The sequence below is a fragment of the Acinetobacter sp. CIP 64.2 genome, from assembly GCF_000369645.1.
In the GTDB taxonomy this organism is placed as follows: Bacteria; Pseudomonadota; Gammaproteobacteria; order Pseudomonadales; family Moraxellaceae; genus Acinetobacter.
Map to the genome: position 1 here is coordinate 1,150,067 of NZ_KB850122.1, position 22,678 is coordinate 1,172,744.

Sequence of the window (22,678 nt, forward strand, 5' to 3'; positions counted from 1 at the left end):
CAATGTTTGCAGTCATGCTGCGGGAATTGCGCTATTTAAAACGCCATAAAGTAGATCTATTTATGGCAGTGATTGCCCCCCTGTTGGTGATTCTATTATTTGGCAGCATGTTTTCGTCAGGTAAAGCCGAACACATACCGATTGTCGTCATCGATCAAGATCAAAGTCAAATGAGTCGCAAAGTGATTCATGCGCTTAGTATTAACCATACACTGAAAGTTAAGACCATTACTGCCAGTCAAGATGAAGCTGAACAGCTGATCAATAAAACAGAAGCTTGGGGCTTCGTGATGATCCCTGAAGGTGCTGAACAACGTCTGGTCAAGGCCCAAGATGCGCAGATCAGTATTGCCTACAACCAGTCTTTTTTTAGTATCGGCAATACCATTTCTTCTGCCATGCTGATTAGCACCTTGAATGGCATGGCAGATTATATGGGGCACAGCTATTTAGCCAATAGTATTCCTTATCTGGATATGCCAACACCGCATATCAAGATTTCAACCCTATATAATCCAAGCATGAGTTATGAACTGTTTCTCGAACCATTTATGGTGCCTGCCGTTTTACACTTATTGTTATGCTGTTGTGTCGCTTTTGCGATTGGACAAGAATTTAAGCGCAAAACAGTCGGTGAATGGGTCATCTCAAAGCAGATTATTTCCAGCCTACTGGGTAAAATCTTGCTTTATGTCTTTATTTTTTGTGCATGGACTTGGTGCTGGATGTTCTGGCTGGCACATATTCGCGGTTACTTCATTGCAGGTTCGCTCAGCTTGATTCTGGTCGCACAATTTTTATTATATTTTGCCTATGCAGTCATTAGCAGTACGGTGGTCTTGGCAACCCAGAATTTACCCAAAACCTTTGGCTTTATTGCGCTATACGGTGGCTCATCTCCTAGCTTCTCGGGGATTACCCTACCTTTAAATAATGCACCCGCATTTACTCAATTCTGGTCGATGATTATTCCCTACACGCCTTATGCCAAACTACAAACTGAACAATGGATTATTGGTAGCGACCTCTATGTTTCAGTGGTGCCTTTTGGGATATTAATCCTCTTTGCAGCTTTATTCTTTATGTTGAGCGTGCGTCTGTTAAAGAAAAATACTCAGGAGCTTTGTTCATGAAGTCATTTTTCAGTTATTACATACAGACCTTTAAAAACATTTTTGCCAACAATTCAGTGTTTACCACTTTAATTGCCGCAACACTTATTTATAGTTTCTTCTACCCGACTGCTTATAAAGCACAAACAGCCGAAGATATTCCGATTGTGATTGTGGATGAAGAACAAAGCATTTTAACCTCAAAAATCATTAGCCAAGCATCGAATAGCCCACATATCAAAATCACAACGGTGACTGATAACTTTCTGGAAGCGCAGCGGATGGTTCAAAACCAGCAAGCTGAAGGCATCTTGTTACTCCCTGAAAATCTAACCAATAGCTTAAAACGAGGTGAAATGGGTGGGATTGGTCTCTATTTGAGCACGGCGTATTTTATTCGAACCAAAGAAGTTGGAGTCGGTTTAGCAAGTTCAATTGAATATACACTGAAAGAACATTTAGAGAAGTTTGGCAATGCTTCCTCTTTTGAACCAGAACTTTCGATTCATCAAATTCCATTATTTAACACCATGTCTGGTTATGGCAGTTATATCTTCCCTGCTGTCGCCAGTTTAATTATCCATCAAACGATTTTGCTCGGACTTGCCATGCTGATTGCCAGTTATCGTGAACAAGGCTGGGTAGCAAAACCTATTGAATTCTGGGCAACATTTGCTGCAATTTTTACAACAGGTTGTCTCAGCTGTCTGTATTTGTTTGGCTTCACCTTCTGGTTATATGAATTTCCACATGGCGGTAATTTTTGGGGCATGTTACTCGCTGTACCCATTTATGTCAGCTGTGTCATAGGCTTGGGCATGTTGGTCGGCTCACTGGTAGATATGCCTGAACGTGTTGGGCACTTGATCGTGGTCACCTCTGTGCCGCTGTTCTTGCTAACAGGAACAGCGTGGCCTCACGAAGCCATGCCGCAGTGGATGCAATGGTTGGCGTGGACACTCCCATCTACCCATGGCGTACAAATGTTTGTTCAGCTTAACCAAATGGGTGTACCGACCTCGATTGTGGCACCGAAATTAATTTATCTTGCAACGCTTGCAGCAGTTTTACTGACACTTTCTTATTATCGTCTCGTGAAAAAATAGCTTTTAATAGTTTAAGTTGCTATTAAGGATATATTAGACTTCCTTCATAAATCATTTTTCAATCAATTTAATTGTTTATCTTTCACCCAATCTAAATTGTATATGCCAGCAAGTAAATTAAACCGCAGGTTTAATCTTTTACGACGATTTCTATATACACAAGATAAAATCTTAAAACATTTCATCCTTCCAAATACATGCTCTACTTGAATTCGTCTACGACCAATCTCTTTATTTAACTTTTTTAATTCAGAATCTAGTTTTTCAGTTTTCTTTGCTTTAGATGGCATGAGGCATCCAAAACCCAATTTCTTTATCCCTAAATAACCCTTATCAACGATAAAAAAGGGCTTAAATTTTAATTTCCTCATGCTTTTTTTAAATATTTTAAAATCATGCATGCTTCCATGACTTCCACATACACTCAGTATTTCACCTGTTATATAGTGCATAGATAGCTGAAATTTAAAGGTATGTCGCTTTTTTTTACCGCTATACCATTTCTTCTGTTTTTTTTGGACGTTGAACTAATATTTCAGTGGCATCAATCACAACAACTTCCCAATCCACTTCATCTCGATTAGGAAGTTGTTTTGGCAAGTTGAATTTTCCAGAACGGATTAAGGTATCTTCAATAACACGTGTGATACGAATTGCACTCGTTTCAGATACACCGTAACTCATACCAAGATGGAAAAATGTTCGATATTCTCTCCAATATTCTATACATAAGAGCAAACGATCTTCCAACGGTAATTTATGCGGTCGTCCTTTACCAATATGACGAGGTAAATGCTTATTTAGCTCGGCCAACATGAGGTTAAATGTAGCCCAACTAACACCGGTAAGCCTACGAAACTTAACGTTTGATAATTTTTGAATATCTTTGAATTTCATCCAAGGATTATCTCTTGAATTAAATAATTTTGCTGATTAATTTAAGATCAAATAAATTGTACGTTTTTTGATTTATGACGGAAGTCTATTGGCATATTGCTTTAATGAAAATTAATTAAAAGGTAAGACTAGATCACTATCTTATCTTTTAATTGGTCTAAATTGAGGTATTGAGATGGCTAAAGTCTGCTATTGTGCTGATGATTTTGCAATGAACCCTGAAATTTCAGAGGCAATTCTATTGCTGATCAAAAAAGGGGTTTTACATGCTACTTCATGTATGACCCAATCTGAGCATTGGCCAATTGCAGCACAACAACTCAAAGCATTAACGGCTCATGCAGAAGTCGGTTTACACCTTAATTTTACCCATCCCTTTCAAGCAGAAACCTTCGCATTGCCGCTTCCCATGCTGATGTTGAAAGCATGGGCACGCCAGTTAGATGCCCAAATGATTCAACGCAGCCTCGAACAGCAATGGAATAATTTTATTGTAGCGATGGGCAAACAACCTGATTTTATTGATGGACATCAGCATATCCATCAATTTCCAGTGATTCGGGATGTCTTGATTAACTTCCTTAAACAGCAAAATTTTCAGGGATGGGTCAGAAACCTGCAACACCCCCTCACTATTTCTCATTACACCATCAAAACACGTTTACTTGCAGCGCTAGGTGCAACAAGCTTAGCGACGCTATGTAAGCAAAAAAATATCTATCAAAACCAATATTTCGCAGGCATTTATGATTTTGAGCAGGAAGACTACGCTCGATTAAACCAACAGTGGTTAATGCGTGCACAAGATAATTTATTAATCATGTGCCATCCAGCAACCCAAGCAATTGACTATCAGGACCCGATAGCTCAGGCACGTGTTAGGGAGTTCCAATATCTCAGTTCATCTCAGTTTCGTGATGATTGTCGACTCTATCAAATTTCGCTGACCACAATGGGTGCATTATAATGACAAACAATCCATTTTTATCTTGTGTCGTCCCAGCTTATAACGAAGCAGAGAATCTGAAAAAATTTATTCCTGGATTGGCTCAGCAACTGGAACAACAAAATTTACGCTATGAGATCATTATTGTAGATGATGGTAGCCAAGATCAAAGTATCGCAGTTTTACAGCAAATGCTTGACGACTATCCATTACGTATACTCACCCTATCACGTAATTTTGGTAAAGAAGCTGCGTTAAGTGCGGGTCTGGATCATGTCAGAGGCGATGCTGCATTACTGATTGATGCAGATTTCCAACACCCTCTGGATGCCATTCCAACCATGATTCAACTTTGGAAAAGTGGTTATGACATGGTGTATGGTATCCGAGATCGAAGCACCGAATCATGGTTGAAAAAGCTTTTTACCCAAGGTTATTACCATATCTTAAATCTCAGCTCTACTGTCGATATTCCTGAAAATGCAGGTGATTTTCGTTTGCTCGATGCGAAAGTTGTTGAGGCGGTTAAAAACTTACCTGAAAAAAACCGCTACATGAAAGGGCTATTTGCCTGGGTTGGTTTTAAAACTATCGGGATCCATTTTACCGAGCAACAACGCCAGCATGGACAATCGAGCTTCAACTTTAAATCCCTGTTTCAGTTGGCTATGTCTGGCTTAACAGGGTTTTCAGACCTACCTTTACGTTTATGTATTTACATCGGAGCTCTACTTGCAGTATTTGCAATGAGTTATGGCATCTGGATTATTATTGAAACTTTAATTGAAGGAGTGATCGTACCCGGCTGGGCGACACTGGCAGCAGGTATGACACTTTTAGGCGGGATTCAACTGCTTTGTATCGGGATTTTAGGTGAATATATTGGACGTATTTATGCGGAAGTTAAAAATCGACCTAAATACATTGTCTCGGCAGAATATTCACATCTTCAGTCCAAACCCGTCATTCAAGATAAACAAAACAATGTAGCTTCTCTCTGATGCAGACTCATTTCCTCCAGTTCTTTCGGTTTGGTCTTGTTGGTTTAATTGCGGCATGTGCTCATTATCTTATAGTCATTCTGTTGATTCAGCCTCAATACCAAATCGCATTGAAATACGCCAATTTCTTCGCATTTTTAATTGCATTCTGGATCAGTTATTTCGGTCACCGTATTTTTACTTTTAAAGCGACCCACCTACAACATAGAGAAACCCTGAAAAAATTTATTGTGGTCGCTGGACTTGGCTTTATTTTTAATGAATCGCTATTACTCATCAGTCACCACTTTCTTGAGACCAACGTCTCCGTACTGGTTATTTTCAGTATTGGCGTTACTTCTTTATTTACCTTTTTACTTAACCGTTATTTTGCATTCCAATAATGGGGATTAAATATATGCAACAATGGCTACGCTCATCCAAGTTTTTGCTTATTTTTTTACCACTTTGGTTATTGATAACCTCATGGATACGTCCACTATCGGTCCCAGATGAAGGTCGATATGGTGACATCAGCCGCTTCATGCTGGAATCTGGAGACTGGCTGATTCCTCGTATCAATGGCTTACCATTTATGCACAAACCACCATTGTTGCATTGGCTTTCAACCGCTTTGATGGAAGTATTTGGTATACACATTTGGGTGCTGCGACTGGTTCCAACCCTAGCTGCCTGCATGATGCTGATCAGCCTGTTCATTTTTTAAAAAAAACATGTATCAGAACAGATTGCCCAACTCAGCATTATAATTCTGGCAACCAGTTTATTGTTTTATGGAAGCAGTGAATATATCAACCATGACCTGTTAGTGGCCTCATGGATGACGGTTTGTATTTTAAGTTTTGTTGACTTTACCTTCTCAGGAAAAAAATCAGTTTTATTTTTAGCTTACTTTGCAGCAGCTGCGGGCTTCTTGAGCAAGGGGTTAATTGGTGTGTTAATTCCTGGCATGGTTTTACTACCTTGGTTACTTTACACACAGCAATGGCGAAAAATCCCAGCCTTACTCAACCCTTTCGCAATTCTGTTTTTTCTTGCTCTGACTGCACCATGGATCTATTGGGTGCAATTAAAATACCCGCAATTTTTACACTATTTTTTCATTGATCAACAATTTAGCCGATTCAGCTCGAATGAGTTCAATAATAAACAACCTTGGTTTTTCTATTATCTCATTTTGTTTGTAAGTTTTTTGCCATGGTTCTTTGTCAGTCGATTTAAATTTCCAAAAGGTATTTTTCAAACATCACTGTCTCCATCTTTATTGGCACTATGCCTATGGTGGTTTATCTCGGTGAGTATTTTTTTCTCAATTCCTCCCTCAAAATTGGCAGGCTATATCTTACCAGCTGTCGCCCCAATGGCGATCTTGCTTGCTGTTGCTGTGCGTGCCGCATTGCAGAATCCAGAGAAGAATCGATTACAAGTCTGGGGAACGGCTGTTTTTATTTTTGTACTTGGGCTGGCGATCACTTTAGCACCACACTTTATCAAGAATGCGCATGCGTTCTACCAAGCACATGCCATTCAAATTTACATCATAGGTGCAATTTTATGCATCGTTCCTTTTGGTCTAGGCTGGTTATTCAAGCAAAAGAAAATTGATTATTTAACTGCAATTTTCTTAAGTTTAATCATCTTCTGTACCTCTATTTCAATTGCCGTACCATTACTCGATAGTAAAAATAACGCTGACCAAGTCGATTTTGCACATTCGATCTCGCCAAATTCAGATGTTGTTTTCTACTATAACTATTTTTATGACATTCCCTTTTTATTGAATCTGAAAAAACCAGTTTATATTGTCAACGATTGGGACAGTGTCAAAACAGATAACTCATCATTAGAGCTTAAAGATGGGCTGCTATTTGAGCCTGAACGCAAACAATACTTATGGAATAAACAGCAACTTGAAAAAGCTTTAGAGCAAAAACAGCCAATGGTCATTATTAGTAATCCGAACGGCTACCAGACAGATAACCCAAATATAAAAGTACGTCACTATCGCAACTACGATGTATTTTTAATTAATCAAAATCACTAAAGAAAAAAGGAAGCTAATCAGCTTCCTTTTTTCTTACTTAAAAGCATTACGCGTCAGGCGTATCCTCTTTTGGTTCAGCGGCAACTTCCTCAGAAGTAATCGCTTCTCCCCCAGTATTTTCTACATCATCAATCGCATCTAACTCTTCGTCATCTTCAACTGCTTCAATAGATACAACACCGACTAAGGTTTCAGCATCGCTTAGACGAATCAAACGAACACCTTGCGCATTACGGCCTGTCGTTGCCACTTCAGCAGCACGCGTACGAACCAAAGTACCGCCATCAGAAATTAGCATCAGTTCTTTGCTTTCATCAATCGATACGGCACCGATCAGCTCACCATTACGCTCACTGGTCTTAATCGCAATTACGCCCTTACCACCACGTTTCTTGGTTGGGAAGTCATCCACAGGAGTACGCTTACCATAACCATTGGCGCATGCACACAGCACTTCACCCGTTTCAGGCACAACAACCAGTGAAACAATGCGGCTAACTAAGTTTGAATCTGATGAATCATCATTGTCATCACTATCATCATTTTCAACATCGGCATCTTCAGCTTCAATGGTATTGCTTGCGAAGCTAACGCGCATACCGCGTACACCTTTGGCAGTACGACCCATGGCACGAACATCAGTTTCAGCAAAACGGATTGCCTTCCCTTCATTCGAGAACAACATGATCTGCTGATTACCGTCGGTAATCGCAACACCAATCAAGGTATCTTCTTCATTCAGCTCAATCGCACGCAAACCATTTGAACGAACATTACTAAATTGTTCTAGTTCAACACGTTTTACCGTACCTGAGGCAGTCGCCATAAAGACATAGTGATTTTCAGGAAATTCCGTCAACGGTAAGATTGCAGTTACAGTTTCATTTGCATCCAATGGAAGCAAATTAATAATCGGACGACCTTTGGCACCACGTGACGCTTGCGGCACTTCAAACACGCGTAAGCGATAGACTTTACCGACATTGGTAAAGCACAGTACCGTTGCATGGTTCGATGCCACAATTAAATGCTGGATGATGTCATCATCTTTCATTGCAGTTGCAGACTTACCGCGACCACCACGACGTTGCGCTTGATAATCAGAAAGTGGCTGAGTTTTCGCATAACCTGTTTGAGACACAGTCAATACAACTTGCTCTTCAGGAATCAGGTCTTCACGGCAGAAATCAACACCAGACTCTACAATTTCAGTGCGGCGACCATCACCATATTGTTGCAAGATCAACGCAAGTTCTTCACGAATCACATTCATCAACAAGTTAAAATCATTCAGAATTGCAGTTAATTCAGCAATTTGACCTAAGATTTCAGTATATTCTGCATGTAACTTGTCTTGTTCCAAGCCCGTTAAACGATGCAAACGTAATTCTAGGATCGCGCCAACTTGAGTCGGTGACAAACGATAAATATCACCCGATAAGCCAAATGGACGTGCTGGGTCTTCACCTTCAATTTCATCTGGGCGAACAGAGATAGCACCTGCTTTTTCAAGCAATGCAACTACACCACCACCAGCCCACTCACCTGCTTGTAAACGCTCGCGCGCTTCAGCTGGATTCGCAGACGTTTTGATGGTTTCAATAATGGCATCAATATTGGCTAAGGCAACCGTCAAACCTTCCAAGATATGACCACGCTCGCGTGCTTTGCGCAATTCGTACATGGTACGACGGGTCACCACTTCTTGGCGGTGGCGAATAAATGCCGCAATAATCTCTCTCAGATTCATCAACTTTGGCTGACCATTGTCGAGACAGACCATGTTGATGCTGAACGAGTTTTGTAATTGTGTATGCAAGAATAAATTATTCACCGCAACTTCAGCGTTTTCACCACGCTTCAAGTCGATGGCAATACGCATACCGTCTTTATCAGACTCGTCTCGAAGTTCAGAAATTCCTTCAAGTTTCTTTTCTTTGACTAACTCGGCAATACGCTCAATGGTTTTTGCCTTGTTGACCTGATAAGGAATTTCAGTAAATACGATCGTGGTACGACCTGTTTTCTGGTCTTCTTCGAAGTGATATTTACCACGAATATGCAAACGACCTTTACCAGTGCGATAAGCATCTACAATGCCTGATTTACCGTAAATAATACCGCCTGTAGGAAAATCTGGACCAGTAATGTGCTCCATCAGACCTTCTACAGAAATATTCGGGTTATTGGCATAAGCCAAACATGCATTCACAACTTCGGTCATGTTGTGTGGCGCCATATTGGTCGCCATACCTACCGCAATACCCGTCGTACCATTGATCAGAAGGTTTGGAATACGCGTTGGCATCACCTGAGGAATACGCTCAGAACCGTCGTAGTTATCTTCCCAATCAACCGTATCTTTTTCCAGATCGGCTAAAATTTCATGGGTGAGTTTTTGCATACGGACTTCGGTATAACGCATTGCTGCTGCGCTATCCCCATCGACCGAACCGAAGTTACCCTGACCATCAACCAACATGTAACGCAAGCTGAAGTCCTGCGCCATACGAACAATTGTTTCGTATACTGCACTGTCACCATGAGGGTGATATTTACCGATCACGTCCCCGACAACACGAGCAGACTTTTTATACGCTTTGTTATAATCATTGCCCAATTCGTGCATCGCATATAATACGCGACGATGAACAGGTTTTAGACCGTCTCTCACATCTGGCAATGCACGAGATACGATTACGCTCATCGCGTAATCTAGATATGAATGCTTGAGTTCGTCCTCAATGGCAATCGGTCTGATTTCCGATACGCTCATGCATACTCCTTGTTTACAGGTAGAGAGTTGTACCTGTTTTTATGTCTTCAATCTTGCAAAAATTTAGCTCAAGGGCTTGAACTAAAAATAAAAAATACAGCGGAAAAGTATAGCATAAAGCACTCATCAACTGTGAGTTTATGCATCTAAAAATAGCATTTTTTTACAATAAAAAATTTATATAAATTAATAACTTAAAATTATCAAATATCATGTATGCCGATAAAAAAGGATTCGTAGACTTTTTGAACAAAAGTTCATCAAATGATTCAATAAAAGTATTGAATCAAATAAAATTTAGCTTCTTCTTTCAGACCGATAAATGCGTATTAAACTTTAGGCAACAGATGACCTAATCTGAACCGTATTTAAAACATCTTGTTCATAAAAGCTCTTCACAGGCCCATAAAATGAAAAAATAGAGCGAAATGTTTATTCAAGAAAAACTGCATTAAAAGAAATGTTGTATCAACATCAGGAAATAGCCCCCCAATGATCACAGCTCTGAGTACGAATAGCCCTTATTTTGATTCTAGCGCCATTCAGGCATCGATTGAGGAGTGTGCATTACTTCATGATGTATTGTTCTTATAACACGAATACAACCCATATTTGGCTCACCACAAGCTTTAGGTACACCGCATAACAAAAACAAAAAAATAAATGGTGATAACGATTCCCCTTACATTTAAAGCATAAAAAAACGCCCCTTTCGGAGCGTTTTCAACTTTATTCAGAGCGAATTAAAGTTTAGATACCAATTCAGGTACCACAGTGTTCAAATCGCCGACTAACCAGTAGTCAGCAACACTGTTGATTGGCGCTTCTTCGTCTTTGTTGATTGCAACAATAACTTTAGAATCTTTCATACCTGCCAAGTGCTGAATCGCACCAGAGATACCAATCGCCATGTAAAGATCTGGTGCAACGATTTTACCAGTTTGACCAACTTGGAAGTCGTTTGGTACGAAACCAGCATCTACCGCAGCACGTGATGCGCCTTGAGCAGCACCAAGCTTGTCAGCCAATGGGTCAAGTACTTTGTGATAGTTCTCACCAGAACCGACACCACGACCACCAGAAACAACGATACGCGCAGCAGTTAATTCTGGACGATCAAGTTTCACGATTTCTTCGTTTACAAACTTAGAAATCCCAGCATCTTTCACTTCAGCAACCGCTTCAACGGCAGCAGAACCGCCTTCAGCAGCAACTGCATCAAATGCTGTACCACGAACTGTACCAACGATAATAGCTTCGTCAGATCGAACAGTTGCAATCGCGTTACCCGCATAGATTGGGCGCTTGAATGTGTTTGCAGATTCAACAGCAATAATGTCTGAGATCATGCTTACGTCAAGAAGTGCAGCAACACGTGGAAGAAGGTTCTTACCTGTTGTGGTAGAAGCAGCTAATACGTATTTGTATCCGCCTTTCACGATGTCAGCAACTAAACCAGCAACGTTTTCAGCCAATTGGTTTGCATAAGCAGCATTGTCAGCAAGTAATACTTTGCTTACACCAGCAACTTTAGCAGCAGCATCCGCAACTGTTTGAGCACCAGAACCAGCAACCAATACAGTAATATCACCACCGATTTTTTGAGCTGCCGCAACAACGTTTAAAGTTGCACCGTTAAGTGTCTGGTTGTTGTGATCAGCGATAACTAAAATACTCATGATTTTATCCTTCTGTATTAGATCACTTTCGCTTCGTTTTTCAATTTTTCAACAAGCTCGTCTACAGACTTCACTTGTACACCAGCTTTACGTTCAGCAGGAGCTTCAACTTTAACTGTTTTAAGTTTAGTACCAGTTGCAACGCCATAATCAGCAGGTGACTTAGTATCAAGCGGTTTTTTACGCGCTTTCATAATGTTTGGAAGAGCAGCATAACGTGGCTCATTCAAACGTAAGTCAGTGGTGATGATTGCAGGAAGTGTAAGCTCAACAGTTTGTAAACCACCGTCGATTTCACGAGTGACCTGAACTTTACCATCTTCAACTTTAACTTCAGATGCGAAAGTCCCTTGACCTGCACCCAGTAAAGCACCAAGCATCTGACCTACTTGGTTAGAGTCGTCATCAATTGCTTGTTTACCAAGAAGAATAAGCTCTGGTTTTTCAGCATCAACTACGCCTTTCAAGATTTTAGCAACTTCAAGAGCGCCAACTTCATCAGCCGTTTCAACTAAAATACCGCGGTCAGCACCTAGAGCCATTGCAGAACGAATTTGTTCTTGAGCTTCTTTAGCACCCACTGAAACAACAACGATTTCAGAAACTGTTCCTTTTTCTTTTAAGCGAACCGCTTCTTCCACTGCGATTTCACAGAATGGGTTGATTGACATCTTAACGTTGGTAAGGTCAACCCCACTATTGTCCGGCTTAACACGAACTTTAACGTTGGCATCAACCACACGTTTTACAGCGACAAGAGCCTTCATGTAATCCTCGGCTGTTCTAAGCAAGTAAATGTAATGAAGAGCATTCTAACTCTTCGATTGAAACTTTTTAGGTGCCCTATCTTGCAATGTATTTGGCATTTCGGTCAAGTCACAATTTCCGCTACAGCCATAAAAAAGATGAAACGCTCAGTTCACATATTGAAAATAGTGATTGGTACTACAAATTTAGTTTATAAAACTGATGAATATTAAACTTTGATTTTTTTAATATTTTATAAAATTCAACGATCTAAAACAGGCATTTTTTATTTCATGAGGGTGTTCTGTAACGGATCGTTTCTGACGAATTTGCAGGTGTTTTCACTTTCGAAAAAACGCGTCAATTAAGTAAGAACATCAATTCAACAAATCTCACCCCCAAAGTGGAAAAGTCATTGATGATTAAATGCTCAATTTTGCAACATAATATATCAAGATTTAGTTTTTTTGCGCTCGTGGATGAGTTTGATCATAGACTTTGGCCAGTTGCTCAAAATCAACATGGGTATAAATCTGGGTAGTTGACAGATTGCTGTGTCCCAGCATTTCTTGCACAGAGCGTAAATCCCCACTGGCAGACAGCATATGACTGGCAAAACAATGGCGCAATAAATGCGGATGCAGATCGACATTGACGCCTGCACGTTGTGCTTGCAGCTTGACCCGATTTTCAATTTGACGCGGTGTTAAAGCATTGCCACGTTGCGAGATAAAAACCGATGAATCCGCATTAAAGTCGCCTTGCCAGATCCGATAGATTTTCAACCACTCAATCAAACTGTCTTTGGCCTTTAAGCCAAAAGGCACAATTCGGGTTTTATTGCCTTTACCTGTGATCCGTAAAAGTTGTCGATTAAAATCGATATCTTTAATTGTTAAGCCCTGCAATTCAGCTAAACGCAAGCCGCTCGAATATAAGAGCTCAAGCATCGCCTTATCACGTAACCATAATTGTTGTTCAATCGGCTTTTCTGGTGCAGCTTGATCTAAAATTTGGTGAACAGTTTCAATATCAATCATCCCTGGTAAAGGCCGCGGTTGACGTTTTAATCGAAAATCTTCAGATGGATTTTGTTGTAGATATTGACCTTGTTCCGCCCACTTCATAAATTGGCGAATTGAAGTCAAATGCCGCTGTAAGCTACTACTACCCAGTTGATCTCGCTCAACCCTTGCAGCCAGATATTCCCGCAAATCAGAGGCTTCGACATCTTGCAATTGCAATTGTTTATATTCACAAAACTTAAAGAAATCGGTTAAATCACGCTGATAGGCTGCAATGGTATGTTCGGACTGATTTTGAATGATCCGTTCTTTTAACCACATGGACAGCAGTTTTTCATGGCTTTCCAAATTGCTCTCCAGTGTTATGCCAATACCCACAACGACAGTCTAGCAAATTTTACTTCTACTTATCATTAAACAAATATCGAAGAATCTATGGCTCTGTACTACAATTATTTTCAAGTTTTAAATGGTGCTTGATCAATGACAGCCATACTTATTCCTTATCTCATTGCAATTACCCTGCTCACGCTGACTCCAGGTTTAGATACTACGCTGATTATTCGTACCGCTACATTGGAAGGTAAAGCCAAAGCATTCCAAGCGGCTTTGGGTATCAATCTTGGCTGTATTGTGTGGGGAATCATTGTCGCCTGTGGTTTAGGTGCATTGCTGATGACATCGGATCTGGCCTTCAATACCTTGAAATGGATGGGTGCAATTTACCTGACATGGTTAGGACTCAATCTCCTTTTAAAGCCCCGCAGCCAACTTGCGAATTTAAATGATTCAGCAGTAACAACACAAAATTGGTTTATTAAAGGTTTTTGGGGCAATTTACTCAATCCCAAAGTCGGCATTTTTTATATTTCTTTTTTGCCACAGTTTATTCCACAGTCTTCGTCTCCAGTGATTTGGACCATGGGGCTGGTGATGATTCATGTGGTGATCGGCTTGATCTGGTCAGTTTTTCTAATCGCTGCGATGCAGTCCATTTCTGCTTATTTGAAGCAGCCCAAATTTATTCGCTATATGGATCGCATCACAGGCAGTATTTTTATCTTGTTTGCACTCAAACTTGCATTCAGCAAACGATAAGCGATACAAAAAGTGTGCTGATCTCAGCACGCTCAATTTCAATCATGATCTAAATTTTTTAAATAATCATTGATTTGTATGGCAACCTCATCAGCACATTTCTCTGCGAGTTGATGATCGCCATCTTCAACAGTATAGAGTTTAGATTTTTGCAAGATCTGATTTAAATATTGTCCAACCTCAATCGGACTAATCGGATCTTGATTACCCCAGATTAGTAAGGTTTCTATCTCTACATCTGGTAAATATCGCTCATAATCGACTTTCGTTGTTACAAACCAATCAGGATATTCAATATATTCTTGTTGATAAAACTGCCGCCAGTCTTGAACTTGAAATCGGTCTAAATTAATTCCACCAGAGGTTGCAATCAATACCAAACCTTTAACCAGATCTGATTTTTGTAAAACTGCTGCAATCGCAAAGATTCCACCCATGGATTGAGCAATGAGAATAGAAGGTTGCTGAATCTGTGCAAGCACATAATGACTCAGATCATCAAAACTATTAATGTCTGAATCTGTTGCCACCCCATGAAACCCAGGATAAGCAATCACTTGTTTTGTATAATTAGTAGGAAGCTGTGCAATCAGAGGATTCCAAAATTGTGTATTGCCTGATGCACCAGCAAGAAAGACGAGATGATTCATTCTTATCCTTTTAAATTATAATTTTTTTAAACGTAAACACCCCTATTTAGGAGTGTTTACAGCGTTCAACTTTAGCCTTGGAAATATCGTAAATCCAGACGGGCATCATAAACATGTGTAGTTGGACCAGTCATCCACACCACATCACCTTCACGCCAAGCAATATGTAACTTACCACCTGCAAGCTGCACTTCAACTTCATTGGCCAGTAAACCACGGCGCATACCACTGACCGCAGCGGCACAGGCACCCGTACCACAAGCCAAAGTCTCACCGACACCACGTTCAAACACACGTAAACGGATATGCTTTTCATCCAGAATCTGCATAAATCCAGCATTCACCCGTGCAGGAAAACGTGCATGTGATTCCACTTGCGGACCGATATGCTCAACATCAGCTGTTAAAACATCAGGCACGATAGTGACGGCATGAGGATTCCCCATGTTCACGACATCAATATTAATGCTCTGATTATCTGCAAGTTCCAATGCATATAAGCCTTCAATATCTTCATGCTCTTGGGTCACAAACGGAATTTCTTCTGGAAGAAATTTCGGCGGCCCCATATTGACACGAACCCAACCATTGGCACCCAATTCAGGTTCAACAATACCGGCTTTGGTTTGTACGCGAATCTTGGTTTTGGTCGTCAATTGACGCTCATGCACAAAGCGGGCAAAACAACGCACGCCATTGCCACACTGTTCAACCTCGGAACCATCGGCATTAAAGATTCGATATTTAAAATCGACATCGGGCAAATCAGGTGGTTCAACAATCAATAGCTGATCAAAACCCACACCAAAATGACGATCAGCCAAACGTTGAATCGTCACGGTATCTAAATAAGCACGCTGGGTCACAAGGTCAACGACCATAAAATCATTGCCCAAACCATGCATTTTGGTAAATTCTAAATACATCTTCATTTACTCCTCAGGCAACAAACGCTCTTTGTCCCAGAGTGATTCTATGGTTTCACGTTCACGAATTAAATAGGCTTGATCACCATTGACCATCACTTCAGCGGCACGACCACGGGTATTGTAGTTCGAGCTCATCACAAAACCGTATGCGCCTGCACCTAATACCGCCAACACATCATTTTCCTGAAGGGCTAAATCACGCTCTTTACCCAAGAAATCGCCCGTTTCACAGATCGCACCGACCAAATCCCAAGTTTTAACTTCAACATCAGGGTTTGCATTAACAGATTGAATATCCATCCACGCTTCATATAAAGCAGGACGAATCAAATCGTTCATGGCCGCATCAATAATGGCAAAGTTACGGTGATTGGTTGGTTTGAGTAAATCTACCTTGGTGAGTAATGCACCTGCATTGGCAGAAATACTACGCCCCGGTTCCATATAGACTTTTAGCCCAAGTTTTTCTAAAGCTGGGCGCATGGCATTGGCATACGCTTCAACACTTGGCGGTGTTTCATCTTTATAGCGAACACCTAAACCACCACCAATATCAATATGCTTGAGGTTAATGCCCAAGCCTTTCAACTGCTCAATCATTAAAATGACACGATCAAGTGCATCGACAAAAGGTTTGGTTTCAGTCAATTGTGAACCGATATGACAGTCAATCCCGACAATCTCAAGATTCGGTAACGACGCAGCATATTGATAAGTTTCATTCACGCTATCGCTTGGAATACCAAACTTGTTTTCTTTCAGACCTGTTGAGATATACGGATGAGTTTTGGCATCCACATCTGGGTTTACCCGTAAAGAAATCGGTGCCTTTTTACCAAGCTTGGCTGCAACTTTTTGAATTCGATCTAACTCAGCATGTGATTCCACATTAAAGCAAGCAATCCCGACATTGAGCGCTTTTTCGATATCGGCTTCCGATTTACCCAAACCAGAGAATACGATTTTGGCAGGTTCACCACCCGCTGCAAGTACACGAGCCAATTCTCCACCCGTCACGATATCAAAACCTGCACCCGCTTTTGCCAATACATTCAGAACAGCCAAATTTGAGTTTGACTTCACTGCAAAACAGATTTGATGATCAATAAAATCAAAAGCACGGTGCATATCCAAATAATGCTTTTCAAAAGTTGCTTTTGAATACACATATAAAGGCGTGCCATATTGCTGTGCGAGCTGATCCAGTGAACATTGCTCAGCGTGCAATACTCCATTAATGCGAGTGAAACTCATGAAGATGTCCTTATATACAAACTTAAGGGGAGATTGTTTGTGATTGAGTCGTTGACGATGTTGCTTGGTTTTCCACGTCTACTTGGTCTGTTTTAGCAGCCACTGACGCTTTTTTCTGAGATGCTTCATTTTTATAAAGCAGATATTTTGCGCGTTTATCTTGATTCTGATCAGATGGTAATTGCAATGCACCTGACTGACCACATGCAGTTAAAATAACGCTGCTCAGCAACACACTGATAGAACAAATGACTTTAAGCATCTGTGCACCTAACTTTTACAATTCGGAGCAGTATAGCGTGATCATCCCATTGGCTAAAGTCTAAACTTGAATGAATCAAACAATAACCATAAAAAAACGCCGACTCTAAAGTCGGCGTTTTGGATTCAATTCGCTTAAAAATTACTTTTTCTTATAGAAGAAATAACCAATCGCCAAAATAACAAACCAAAGTGGACTCACCTTCAGTGATTCCAAAGTGGTTTCATCCAAGGCAAGGAAATAGATCGTTGCAAGGAAGAAAATAATCACCACCCAACAGGTAAACACGCCACCAGGCAGTTTAAATGTTGATTGCGCATGTAGCTCAGGACGATTTTTGCGGTAGTTGATATAACTCCACATAATAATGATCCATACACAGATGAACAAAATCGTTGATAGCGTTGTTGCTAAAGTAAAAGCCGTCACTTCATCATTGGTACCTGTTTGTAATTTATAAACAAACTGAACGAATGCACCAATAAAGATACAGATTGATGAGAAAATCAAAGCTTTTGCAGGAACGGCTGACTTAGATAATTTACCAAACAGCTTCGGTGCTTGCTCATCCGTCGATAAACCAAACAACATACGGCTAGTTGAGAATACACCACTGTTCATGGATGACATCACTGAGGATAACACCACCAAGTTCATGATAATCGCAGCAGAAGCAATCCCTGCTTGCGAGAAGATGTTGACGAATGGGCTAACTTTAGGATTGATTTGATCCCAAGGCGTGACACACATCACCACGAACAATGCCAATACATAGAAAATAATGATACGGATTGGAATCGAGTTAATCGCTTTCGGTAAGTTGCGCTTTGGATCTTGCGTTTCAGCAGCCGTGGTACCAACCAATTCCACACCCACAAAGGCGAAAATTGCAATCTGGAAGCCAGCCAAGAAACCGTCAAGGCCTTTCGGGAACATCCCACCATGTGTCCAAAGGTTCGAAACGCTTGCAACCGTACCCGTGGCATTGGTAAATCCAGTAAAGATCATCCACAAACCCACAGCAATCAAGACAATGATCGCCGTGATCTTCACCATCGCAAACCAGAACTCCATTTCACCGAATAGTTTTACGGTGACCAAGTTCAAGCCCAGTACAAAAGCAATAGCAACAGTACTAATCAGTAAACCACCCAATGGGGTAAATGACTCACCACCATTAAAGAATTCCAGATAGTAAATAATGGCTGATAAATCTGCGATACCAATGGTCACCCAACACAGCCAGTAGGTCCAGCCGACAAAGTAACCTGCCCAAGGGCCAATTAAATCAGTCGATAAATCAATAAAAGACTTGTAGTTAAGGTTGGATAATAACAATTCTCCCAATGCACGCATTACAAAGAACACCATCAAACCAATGGTCATATAAATAAACAGAATAGATGGTCCAGCCAAACTAATGGTTTTACCAGACCCCATGAACAACCCTGTTCCGATTGCACCGCCAATCGCAATCAACTGTAGATGTCGATTAGATAGACTACGGTGAAGTCCGCTTTGCTCAGCAGCCTCACTCAGATTTTGATTCGACATTTTACAAAAACTCTCCAGTGTTTTTAATTCATTAACTAAAGTCCACTCTGAATAACGATTCGTACTATTTTCGGTATCTTTTCTCGTTATCTATAAATTGGCTGACTTTAGCTAAGCAATTTTTACCTGTATTTTTCAAGTTAAATACAATTGAATTCGATCATACGCACAAGGCCAAAACAATACAATGAACTTATCAGGACAACACAGGTAAGACCAAAACGAATTATAAAAAAGAACACTAAACTTAGCCGAGCTGTTCTTTTCTATTCCAAAACATCCATCTAAAAAATTGATTTATAATTCAATCATTAGATAAAAATCTCTGTGTACGTTTAATATATTCTTTGCTGAATGTTGCATTTATAGCTAAGCAATTTAATTGGATCATATATAAACGCTTTCACACCCACTTCTTACATCTCCTTATCCTCTACACCATTAATACTTGGTGTTTGCACAAAATAAGGCACAATAATGCCAATATTTCATTCCGCTTTGCATGAGCAATATCTATGCCATCAAATCGTCATCTCATGACGTCAGATTAAGCAAACATAGCCCTCCCATCCTTGGAAAAAGTGAATTGAACAAAAAAAGTGATTGCTAAAAACACACTGTCTATAACTTGTAAAAGTTGTATATCATGTTATTTTTCTGAGCACTTCCCTTTAACCAATCTGCGACGAAATCATGCCGTCTTCGTTTTGTTATTCCTTAAACAACGATTAGCATTGTTAGAAATTTTCGTCCTGATTCTTTTTTATCTAATTTTAAGAAAGTTTTCAATTTTATCTTATGGCAAAAATTAAAACCGTTTACCGATGTGAACAATGTGGTGCAGACCATCCCAAATGGACGGGTCAATGTACTGAATGTGGCGAATGGAATAGTCTGCTTGAGGTTCGTATCGAGCCAGCAGTAACACATCGTGGCCAGCCTAAAATAGGTGGCTATGCAGGACAAGCGTCTAGTATCACTACGCTCAACCAAGTCACAGTCTCCAATGAAAGCCGTGTTCCAACAGGGATTAGCGAATTCGATCGCGTGCTCGGTGGGGGGTTAGTTATTGGATCTGTTGTATTAATCGGTGGTGACCCAGGGATTGGTAAATCAACCATCCTACTGCAAACCGCAACGCATATGGCCAGCAAAAAAAGTACAGCCCTGTACGTCACAGGTGAAGAATCTTTATCGCAAGTGGCTTTACGTGCACAACGTTTAGATCTACCGACAGACTCACTCAAAGTCATGGCGGAAACCTGTGTAGAACGTATCTGTGAAGTACTGGCACAAGAACGCCCAGTAGTGGCTATCCTCGATTCGATTCAAACCTTATATACCGAGACTTTACAGTCTGCCCCAGGGGGTGTTTCACAGATTCGTGAATCTGCTGCCTTACTGACACGTTTCGCCAAAAATAGTGGCACCGCTTTGTTTATTGTCGGTCATGTCACCAAAGAAGGCTCTCTTGCAGGTCCTCGTGTTTTAGAACATATGGTCGATTGTGTCCTCTACTTTGAAGGACAATCTGATTCTCGCTACCGTATGATTCGTGCGGTAAAGAACCGTTTTGGTGCGGTTAATGAACTCGGTGTTTTTGGCATGACCGATAAAGGTCTGCGTGAGGTTGCCAACCCATCGGCGATTTTTCTGAGTCGTTATGATGAAGCCATTCCGGGCTCTATTGTGATGATTAGCCGTGAAGGTACTCGCCCACTACTGGTTGAGGTGCAAGCACTGGTTGATGATGCGCATGGGCAACCCCGTCGTGTTGCACTCGGTTTAGAACAAAACCGTTTGAATATGTTGCTTGCAGTCATGCACAGACATGGTGGTGTACAAACCTCAGGACAGGATGTTTATGTCAATGTTGTCGGTGGTTTAAAAATTACTGAAACTGGCTCAGATTTGGCTGTATTACTTGCCTGTGCTTCCAGTTTAAGAGGCAAAGCCTTACCACAGCAATTGGCTGTCTTTGGCGAAGTTGGGCTCTCTGGCGAAATTCGTCCTGTACCCAATGGTCAGGAACGTTTAAAAGAAGCGGTCAAACATGGCTTTAAGTATGTGATTTTACCTCGAGGCAATGCGCCACAAAAAACAATTGAAGGTGTTCAAATCATTGCGGTCGCACGTTTGCATGAAGCTTTGACTGAAGCAATGCAATTGAGTGATGAATTGACATAAAAAAACATACTTTTCTTATTGAAATTCCATGCAAATACCTTCATAAATACATTTACGAATTGGATTTAAATAGGAATTTTCGATGAAAGCAAAGCAGCGTAGTTTAGTCGCAGCGCTTTTAATGGCAACTTTGGTTGCTGCACCACTTGCAGAAGCAAAACGTGCAGGTGGTGGTAAAAGTCATGGGATGAGCCGCTCTAGTTCATCTAGTCAATCTTATAACCAGTCTTATCAACAGCCACGTCAAGCTGCTCCTGCACCACAACAAGCTGCTCCGCAGAAGTCTGGCCCAGGTGTTGGTTCAATGGTTGCTGCGGGTGTTGCTGGTGCTGCGATTGGTGCTGTAGCCGCGAATGCGTTAGCAGATGACAAGCAACACAACCCAACTGCAACTGAGCAGCAGGCAACCAATGCTCAAGCGGCTCAACAGCAACAAGCTCAACAGCAAGAGAAAAAAGGCGGCATTCCAACGTGGATATGGCTATTGTTAATTGCTGGGGGTGCCTTCTTTATTTTCCGTCGATTCAGCGGTAAACAAAAAGTTGCAGCAAACAACCCTTACGCACCAAATAACAATGGTCAGAACAATTTCACTCGTCAAGCTGCACCTCAAGCAAATGATAACACCAATATTTTTGGTCAATCTGTAAATGGTGGCGCTGCACCGCAAGCACCGTTTGGTAGTGCATCAATGAATAGTGGCAACCAATTACCAGATGGTACGGAACCTGCTGCATTCTTACGTATTGCACGTCAACGCTTTAACCACATTCAATCAGTTAACAGTGCCAGTAATGTTGAAGAAATTCGCCGTTACTTAACCCCTGAACTGTACGATTCAATGTACAACGACATCATGTCAAACCAAGACCAAGACGTTGCTGAGTTTAGTAACCTCAATGCAATGGTAGTTGAAAGCGCAACTGAAAATGGTCAATACGTTGTAAGCGTACGCTTTACAGGTACAGTAAGTGAAGACTTAAACAGCTTGCCACAACCATTCACTGAAATCTGGCATTTTGTAAAACCTGCCGGTTCACAACAAGATTGGGTTGTTGCGGGTATCCAACAAGCTTAATGCTTTGTGAAATAAAAAAGAGCTGTTTTTAACAGCTCTTTTTTATTGGCTGAATATTATAGAAACAAAACATCAAAACTAAAAAAAGCCACTCTCTATATCGGAGAATGGCGGAGTGTAAATAGAACAACAATTTATGTTTATTATTACCGTGAAAACACAACCTCGCACGATCTGTCTCTTGATACTAACGGATATGATCATAGAAAAACTATTCCTCTTTTGGGGAATATAGCCGACTTTGTTGGGATCATTTTAGCTTAACTCAAATCCCCCACTATTCAGCTATTCAGCTATTCAGCTATTCAGCTATTCAGCTATTCAGCTATTCAG

Annotated in this window: 18 protein-coding genes and 2 pseudogenes; 9 read left to right on the forward strand and 11 right to left on the reverse strand. The window is 40.8% G+C overall.

Features of this window, described 5'->3' with window-relative positions:
* The first annotated feature begins 2 nt into the window (after positions 1 to 2).
* Positions 3 to 1,133: an ABC transporter permease gene (locus tag F895_RS05635; RefSeq protein WP_005242766.1), complete on the forward strand. Its 1,131-nt coding sequence runs from the start codon at positions 3 to 5 to the stop codon at positions 1,131 to 1,133.
* Positions 1,130 to 2,218, forward strand: a complete 1,089-nt coding sequence (locus F895_RS05630; protein ID WP_005242768.1) for an ABC transporter permease — start codon at positions 1,130 to 1,132, stop codon at positions 2,216 to 2,218. The genes F895_RS05635 and F895_RS05630 overlap by 4 nt, the downstream gene beginning before the upstream one ends.
* 62 nt (positions 2,219 to 2,280) lie before the next feature.
* On the opposite strand, the pseudogene F895_RS19575 reads toward F895_RS05630, so the two are convergent.
* Both F895_RS19575 and F895_RS05620 read right to left on the reverse strand, forming a co-directional pair.
* A pseudogene (locus tag F895_RS19575) lies at positions 2,281 to 2,673 on the reverse strand (transposase family protein); the annotation flags it as partial.
* Positions 2,674 to 2,710: 37 nt separating this feature from the next.
* The gene (locus F895_RS05620; RefSeq protein WP_000669095.1) at positions 2,711 to 3,115 is read right to left on the reverse strand and encodes a transposase family protein; all 405 of its coding nucleotides are present in this window, start codon (positions 3,113 to 3,115) and stop codon (positions 2,711 to 2,713) included.
* A gap of 175 nt (positions 3,116 to 3,290) precedes the next feature.
* On the opposite strand from F895_RS05620, the gene F895_RS05615 reads away from it, so the two are divergent.
* From F895_RS05615 to F895_RS0119030, 4 genes and pseudogenes are all read left to right on the forward strand, one after another.
* Positions 3,291 to 4,082, forward strand: coding sequence for a ChbG/HpnK family deacetylase (locus F895_RS05615; protein WP_005242770.1), 792 nt, complete (start codon positions 3,291 to 3,293; stop codon positions 4,080 to 4,082).
* On the forward strand, positions 4,082 to 5,062 hold the full coding sequence (locus tag F895_RS05610; protein ID WP_005242771.1) for a glycosyltransferase family 2 protein: 981 nt from the start codon (positions 4,082 to 4,084) through the stop codon (positions 5,060 to 5,062). The genes F895_RS05615 and F895_RS05610 overlap by 1 nt, the downstream gene beginning before the upstream one ends.
* Entirely contained in the window at positions 5,062 to 5,445 is a 384-nt protein-coding gene (locus F895_RS05605) for a GtrA family protein (protein WP_005242772.1), read from the forward strand. The genes F895_RS05610 and F895_RS05605 overlap by 1 nt, the downstream gene beginning before the upstream one ends.
* A gap of 14 nt (positions 5,446 to 5,459) precedes the next feature.
* Positions 5,460 to 7,106, forward strand: a pseudogene (locus F895_RS0119030) (ArnT family glycosyltransferase).
* 46 nt (positions 7,107 to 7,152) lie between these two features.
* On the opposite strand, the gene gyrA reads toward F895_RS0119030, so the two are convergent.
* The 4 genes from gyrA to xerA all read right to left on the reverse strand — a co-directional run bounded on the left by gyrA (position 7,153) and on the right by xerA (position 13,654).
* A complete protein-coding gene (gene gyrA, locus F895_RS05600; protein WP_005242775.1) occupies positions 7,153 to 9,882 on the reverse strand; it encodes a DNA gyrase subunit A in 2,730 nt (909 codons plus the stop codon).
* A 743-nt stretch (positions 9,883 to 10,625) separates the two neighbouring features.
* On the reverse strand, positions 10,626 to 11,561 hold the full coding sequence (locus F895_RS05595) for an electron transfer flavoprotein subunit alpha/FixB family protein (protein WP_005242777.1): 936 nt from the start codon (positions 11,559 to 11,561) through the stop codon (positions 10,626 to 10,628).
* A 17-nt stretch (positions 11,562 to 11,578) separates the two neighbouring features.
* Positions 11,579 to 12,328, reverse strand: coding sequence for an electron transfer flavoprotein subunit beta/FixA family protein (locus F895_RS05590; protein WP_005242778.1), 750 nt, complete (start codon positions 12,326 to 12,328; stop codon positions 11,579 to 11,581).
* Positions 12,329 to 12,766: 438 nt separating this feature from the next.
* Entirely contained in the window at positions 12,767 to 13,654 is an 888-nt protein-coding gene (xerA, locus tag F895_RS05585) for a site-specific tyrosine recombinase/integron integrase (RefSeq protein ID WP_010589962.1), read from the reverse strand.
* Between the two features lie 162 nt (positions 13,655 to 13,816).
* Between xerA and F895_RS05580 the strand changes: the two genes are divergently transcribed.
* A complete protein-coding gene (locus F895_RS05580) occupies positions 13,817 to 14,431 on the forward strand; it encodes a LysE family translocator (protein WP_005242780.1) in 615 nt (204 codons plus the stop codon).
* A gap of 38 nt (positions 14,432 to 14,469) precedes the next feature.
* On the opposite strand, the gene F895_RS05575 is transcribed toward F895_RS05580, so the two are convergent.
* From F895_RS05575 to F895_RS05555, 5 genes are all read right to left on the reverse strand, one after another.
* Positions 14,470 to 15,081, reverse strand: coding sequence for an alpha/beta fold hydrolase (locus F895_RS05575; protein WP_005242783.1), 612 nt, complete (start codon positions 15,079 to 15,081; stop codon positions 14,470 to 14,472).
* Positions 15,082 to 15,152: 71 nt separating this feature from the next.
* Positions 15,153 to 16,007, reverse strand: coding sequence for a diaminopimelate epimerase (dapF, locus tag F895_RS05570; protein ID WP_005242784.1), 855 nt, complete (start codon positions 16,005 to 16,007; stop codon positions 15,153 to 15,155).
* Positions 16,008 to 16,013: 6 nt separating this feature from the next.
* On the reverse strand, positions 16,014 to 17,264 hold the full coding sequence (gene lysA / locus F895_RS05565) for a diaminopimelate decarboxylase (protein WP_005242786.1): 1,251 nt from the start codon (positions 17,262 to 17,264) through the stop codon (positions 16,014 to 16,016).
* Between the two features lie 22 nt (positions 17,265 to 17,286).
* Positions 17,287 to 17,526, reverse strand: a complete 240-nt coding sequence (gene lptM / locus F895_RS05560) for an LPS translocon maturation chaperone LptM (protein WP_005242788.1) — start codon at positions 17,524 to 17,526, stop codon at positions 17,287 to 17,289.
* 141 nt (positions 17,527 to 17,667) lie between these two features.
* A complete protein-coding gene (locus F895_RS05555; RefSeq protein ID WP_005242790.1) occupies positions 17,668 to 19,080 on the reverse strand; it encodes an amino acid permease in 1,413 nt (470 codons plus the stop codon).
* Positions 19,081 to 19,878: 798 nt separating this feature from the next.
* Here F895_RS05555 and radA point away from each other — a divergent pair.
* Positions 19,879 to 21,267, forward strand: a complete 1,389-nt coding sequence (gene radA / locus F895_RS05550; protein ID WP_005242792.1) for a DNA repair protein RadA — start codon at positions 19,879 to 19,881, stop codon at positions 21,265 to 21,267.
* An 82-nt stretch (positions 21,268 to 21,349) separates the two neighbouring features.
* Positions 21,350 to 22,345 (forward strand): Tim44 domain-containing protein, encoded by a 996-nt coding sequence (locus F895_RS05545; protein WP_005242794.1) that lies wholly within the window; start codon positions 21,350 to 21,352, stop codon positions 22,343 to 22,345.
* The last annotated feature ends 333 nt before the right edge of the window (positions 22,346 to 22,678 follow it).

What these genes read in the sequence shown, in the direction of transcription:
- F895_RS05590 (WP_005242778.1), bottom strand. Translation starts at nt 12,328, where the DNA reads ATGAAGGCTCTTGTCGCTGTAAAACGTGTGGTTGATGCCAACGTTAAA.
- F895_RS05545 (WP_005242794.1), top strand. Translation starts at nt 21,350, where the DNA reads ATGAAAGCAAAGCAGCGTAGTTTAGTCGCAGCGCTTTTAATGGCAACT.
- F895_RS05595 (WP_005242777.1), bottom strand. Translation starts at nt 11,561, where the DNA reads ATGAGTATTTTAGTTATCGCTGATCACAACAACCAGACACTTAACGGT.
- F895_RS05605 (WP_005242772.1), top strand. Translation starts at nt 5,062, where the DNA reads ATGCAGACTCATTTCCTCCAGTTCTTTCGGTTTGGTCTTGTTGGTTTA.
- lptM (WP_005242788.1), bottom strand. Translation starts at nt 17,526, where the DNA reads ATGCTTAAAGTCATTTGTTCTATCAGTGTGTTGCTGAGCAGCGTTATT.
- F895_RS05580 (WP_005242780.1), top strand. Translation starts at nt 13,817, where the DNA reads ATGACAGCCATACTTATTCCTTATCTCATTGCAATTACCCTGCTCACG.
- F895_RS05630 (WP_005242768.1), top strand. Translation starts at nt 1,130, where the DNA reads ATGAAGTCATTTTTCAGTTATTACATACAGACCTTTAAAAACATTTTT.
- F895_RS05610 (WP_005242771.1), top strand. Translation starts at nt 4,082, where the DNA reads ATGACAAACAATCCATTTTTATCTTGTGTCGTCCCAGCTTATAACGAA.
- F895_RS05575 (WP_005242783.1), bottom strand. Translation starts at nt 15,081, where the DNA reads ATGAATCATCTCGTCTTTCTTGCTGGTGCATCAGGCAATACACAATTT.
- dapF (WP_005242784.1), bottom strand. Translation starts at nt 16,007, where the DNA reads ATGTATTTAGAATTTACCAAAATGCATGGTTTGGGCAATGATTTTATG.
- lysA (WP_005242786.1), bottom strand. Translation starts at nt 17,264, where the DNA reads ATGAGTTTCACTCGCATTAATGGAGTATTGCACGCTGAGCAATGTTCA.
- radA (WP_005242792.1), top strand. Translation starts at nt 19,879, where the DNA reads ATGGCAAAAATTAAAACCGTTTACCGATGTGAACAATGTGGTGCAGAC.
- F895_RS05555 (WP_005242790.1), bottom strand. Translation starts at nt 19,080, where the DNA reads ATGTCGAATCAAAATCTGAGTGAGGCTGCTGAGCAAAGCGGACTTCAC.
- F895_RS05635 (WP_005242766.1), top strand. Translation starts at nt 3, where the DNA reads ATGTTTGCAGTCATGCTGCGGGAATTGCGCTATTTAAAACGCCATAAA.
- xerA (WP_010589962.1), bottom strand. Translation starts at nt 13,654, where the DNA reads ATGTGGTTAAAAGAACGGATCATTCAAAATCAGTCCGAACATACCATT.
- F895_RS05620 (WP_000669095.1), bottom strand. Translation starts at nt 3,115, where the DNA reads ATGAAATTCAAAGATATTCAAAAATTATCAAACGTTAAGTTTCGTAGG.
- F895_RS05615 (WP_005242770.1), top strand. Translation starts at nt 3,291, where the DNA reads ATGGCTAAAGTCTGCTATTGTGCTGATGATTTTGCAATGAACCCTGAA.
- gyrA (WP_005242775.1), bottom strand. Translation starts at nt 9,882, where the DNA reads ATGAGCGTATCGGAAATCAGACCGATTGCCATTGAGGACGAACTCAAG.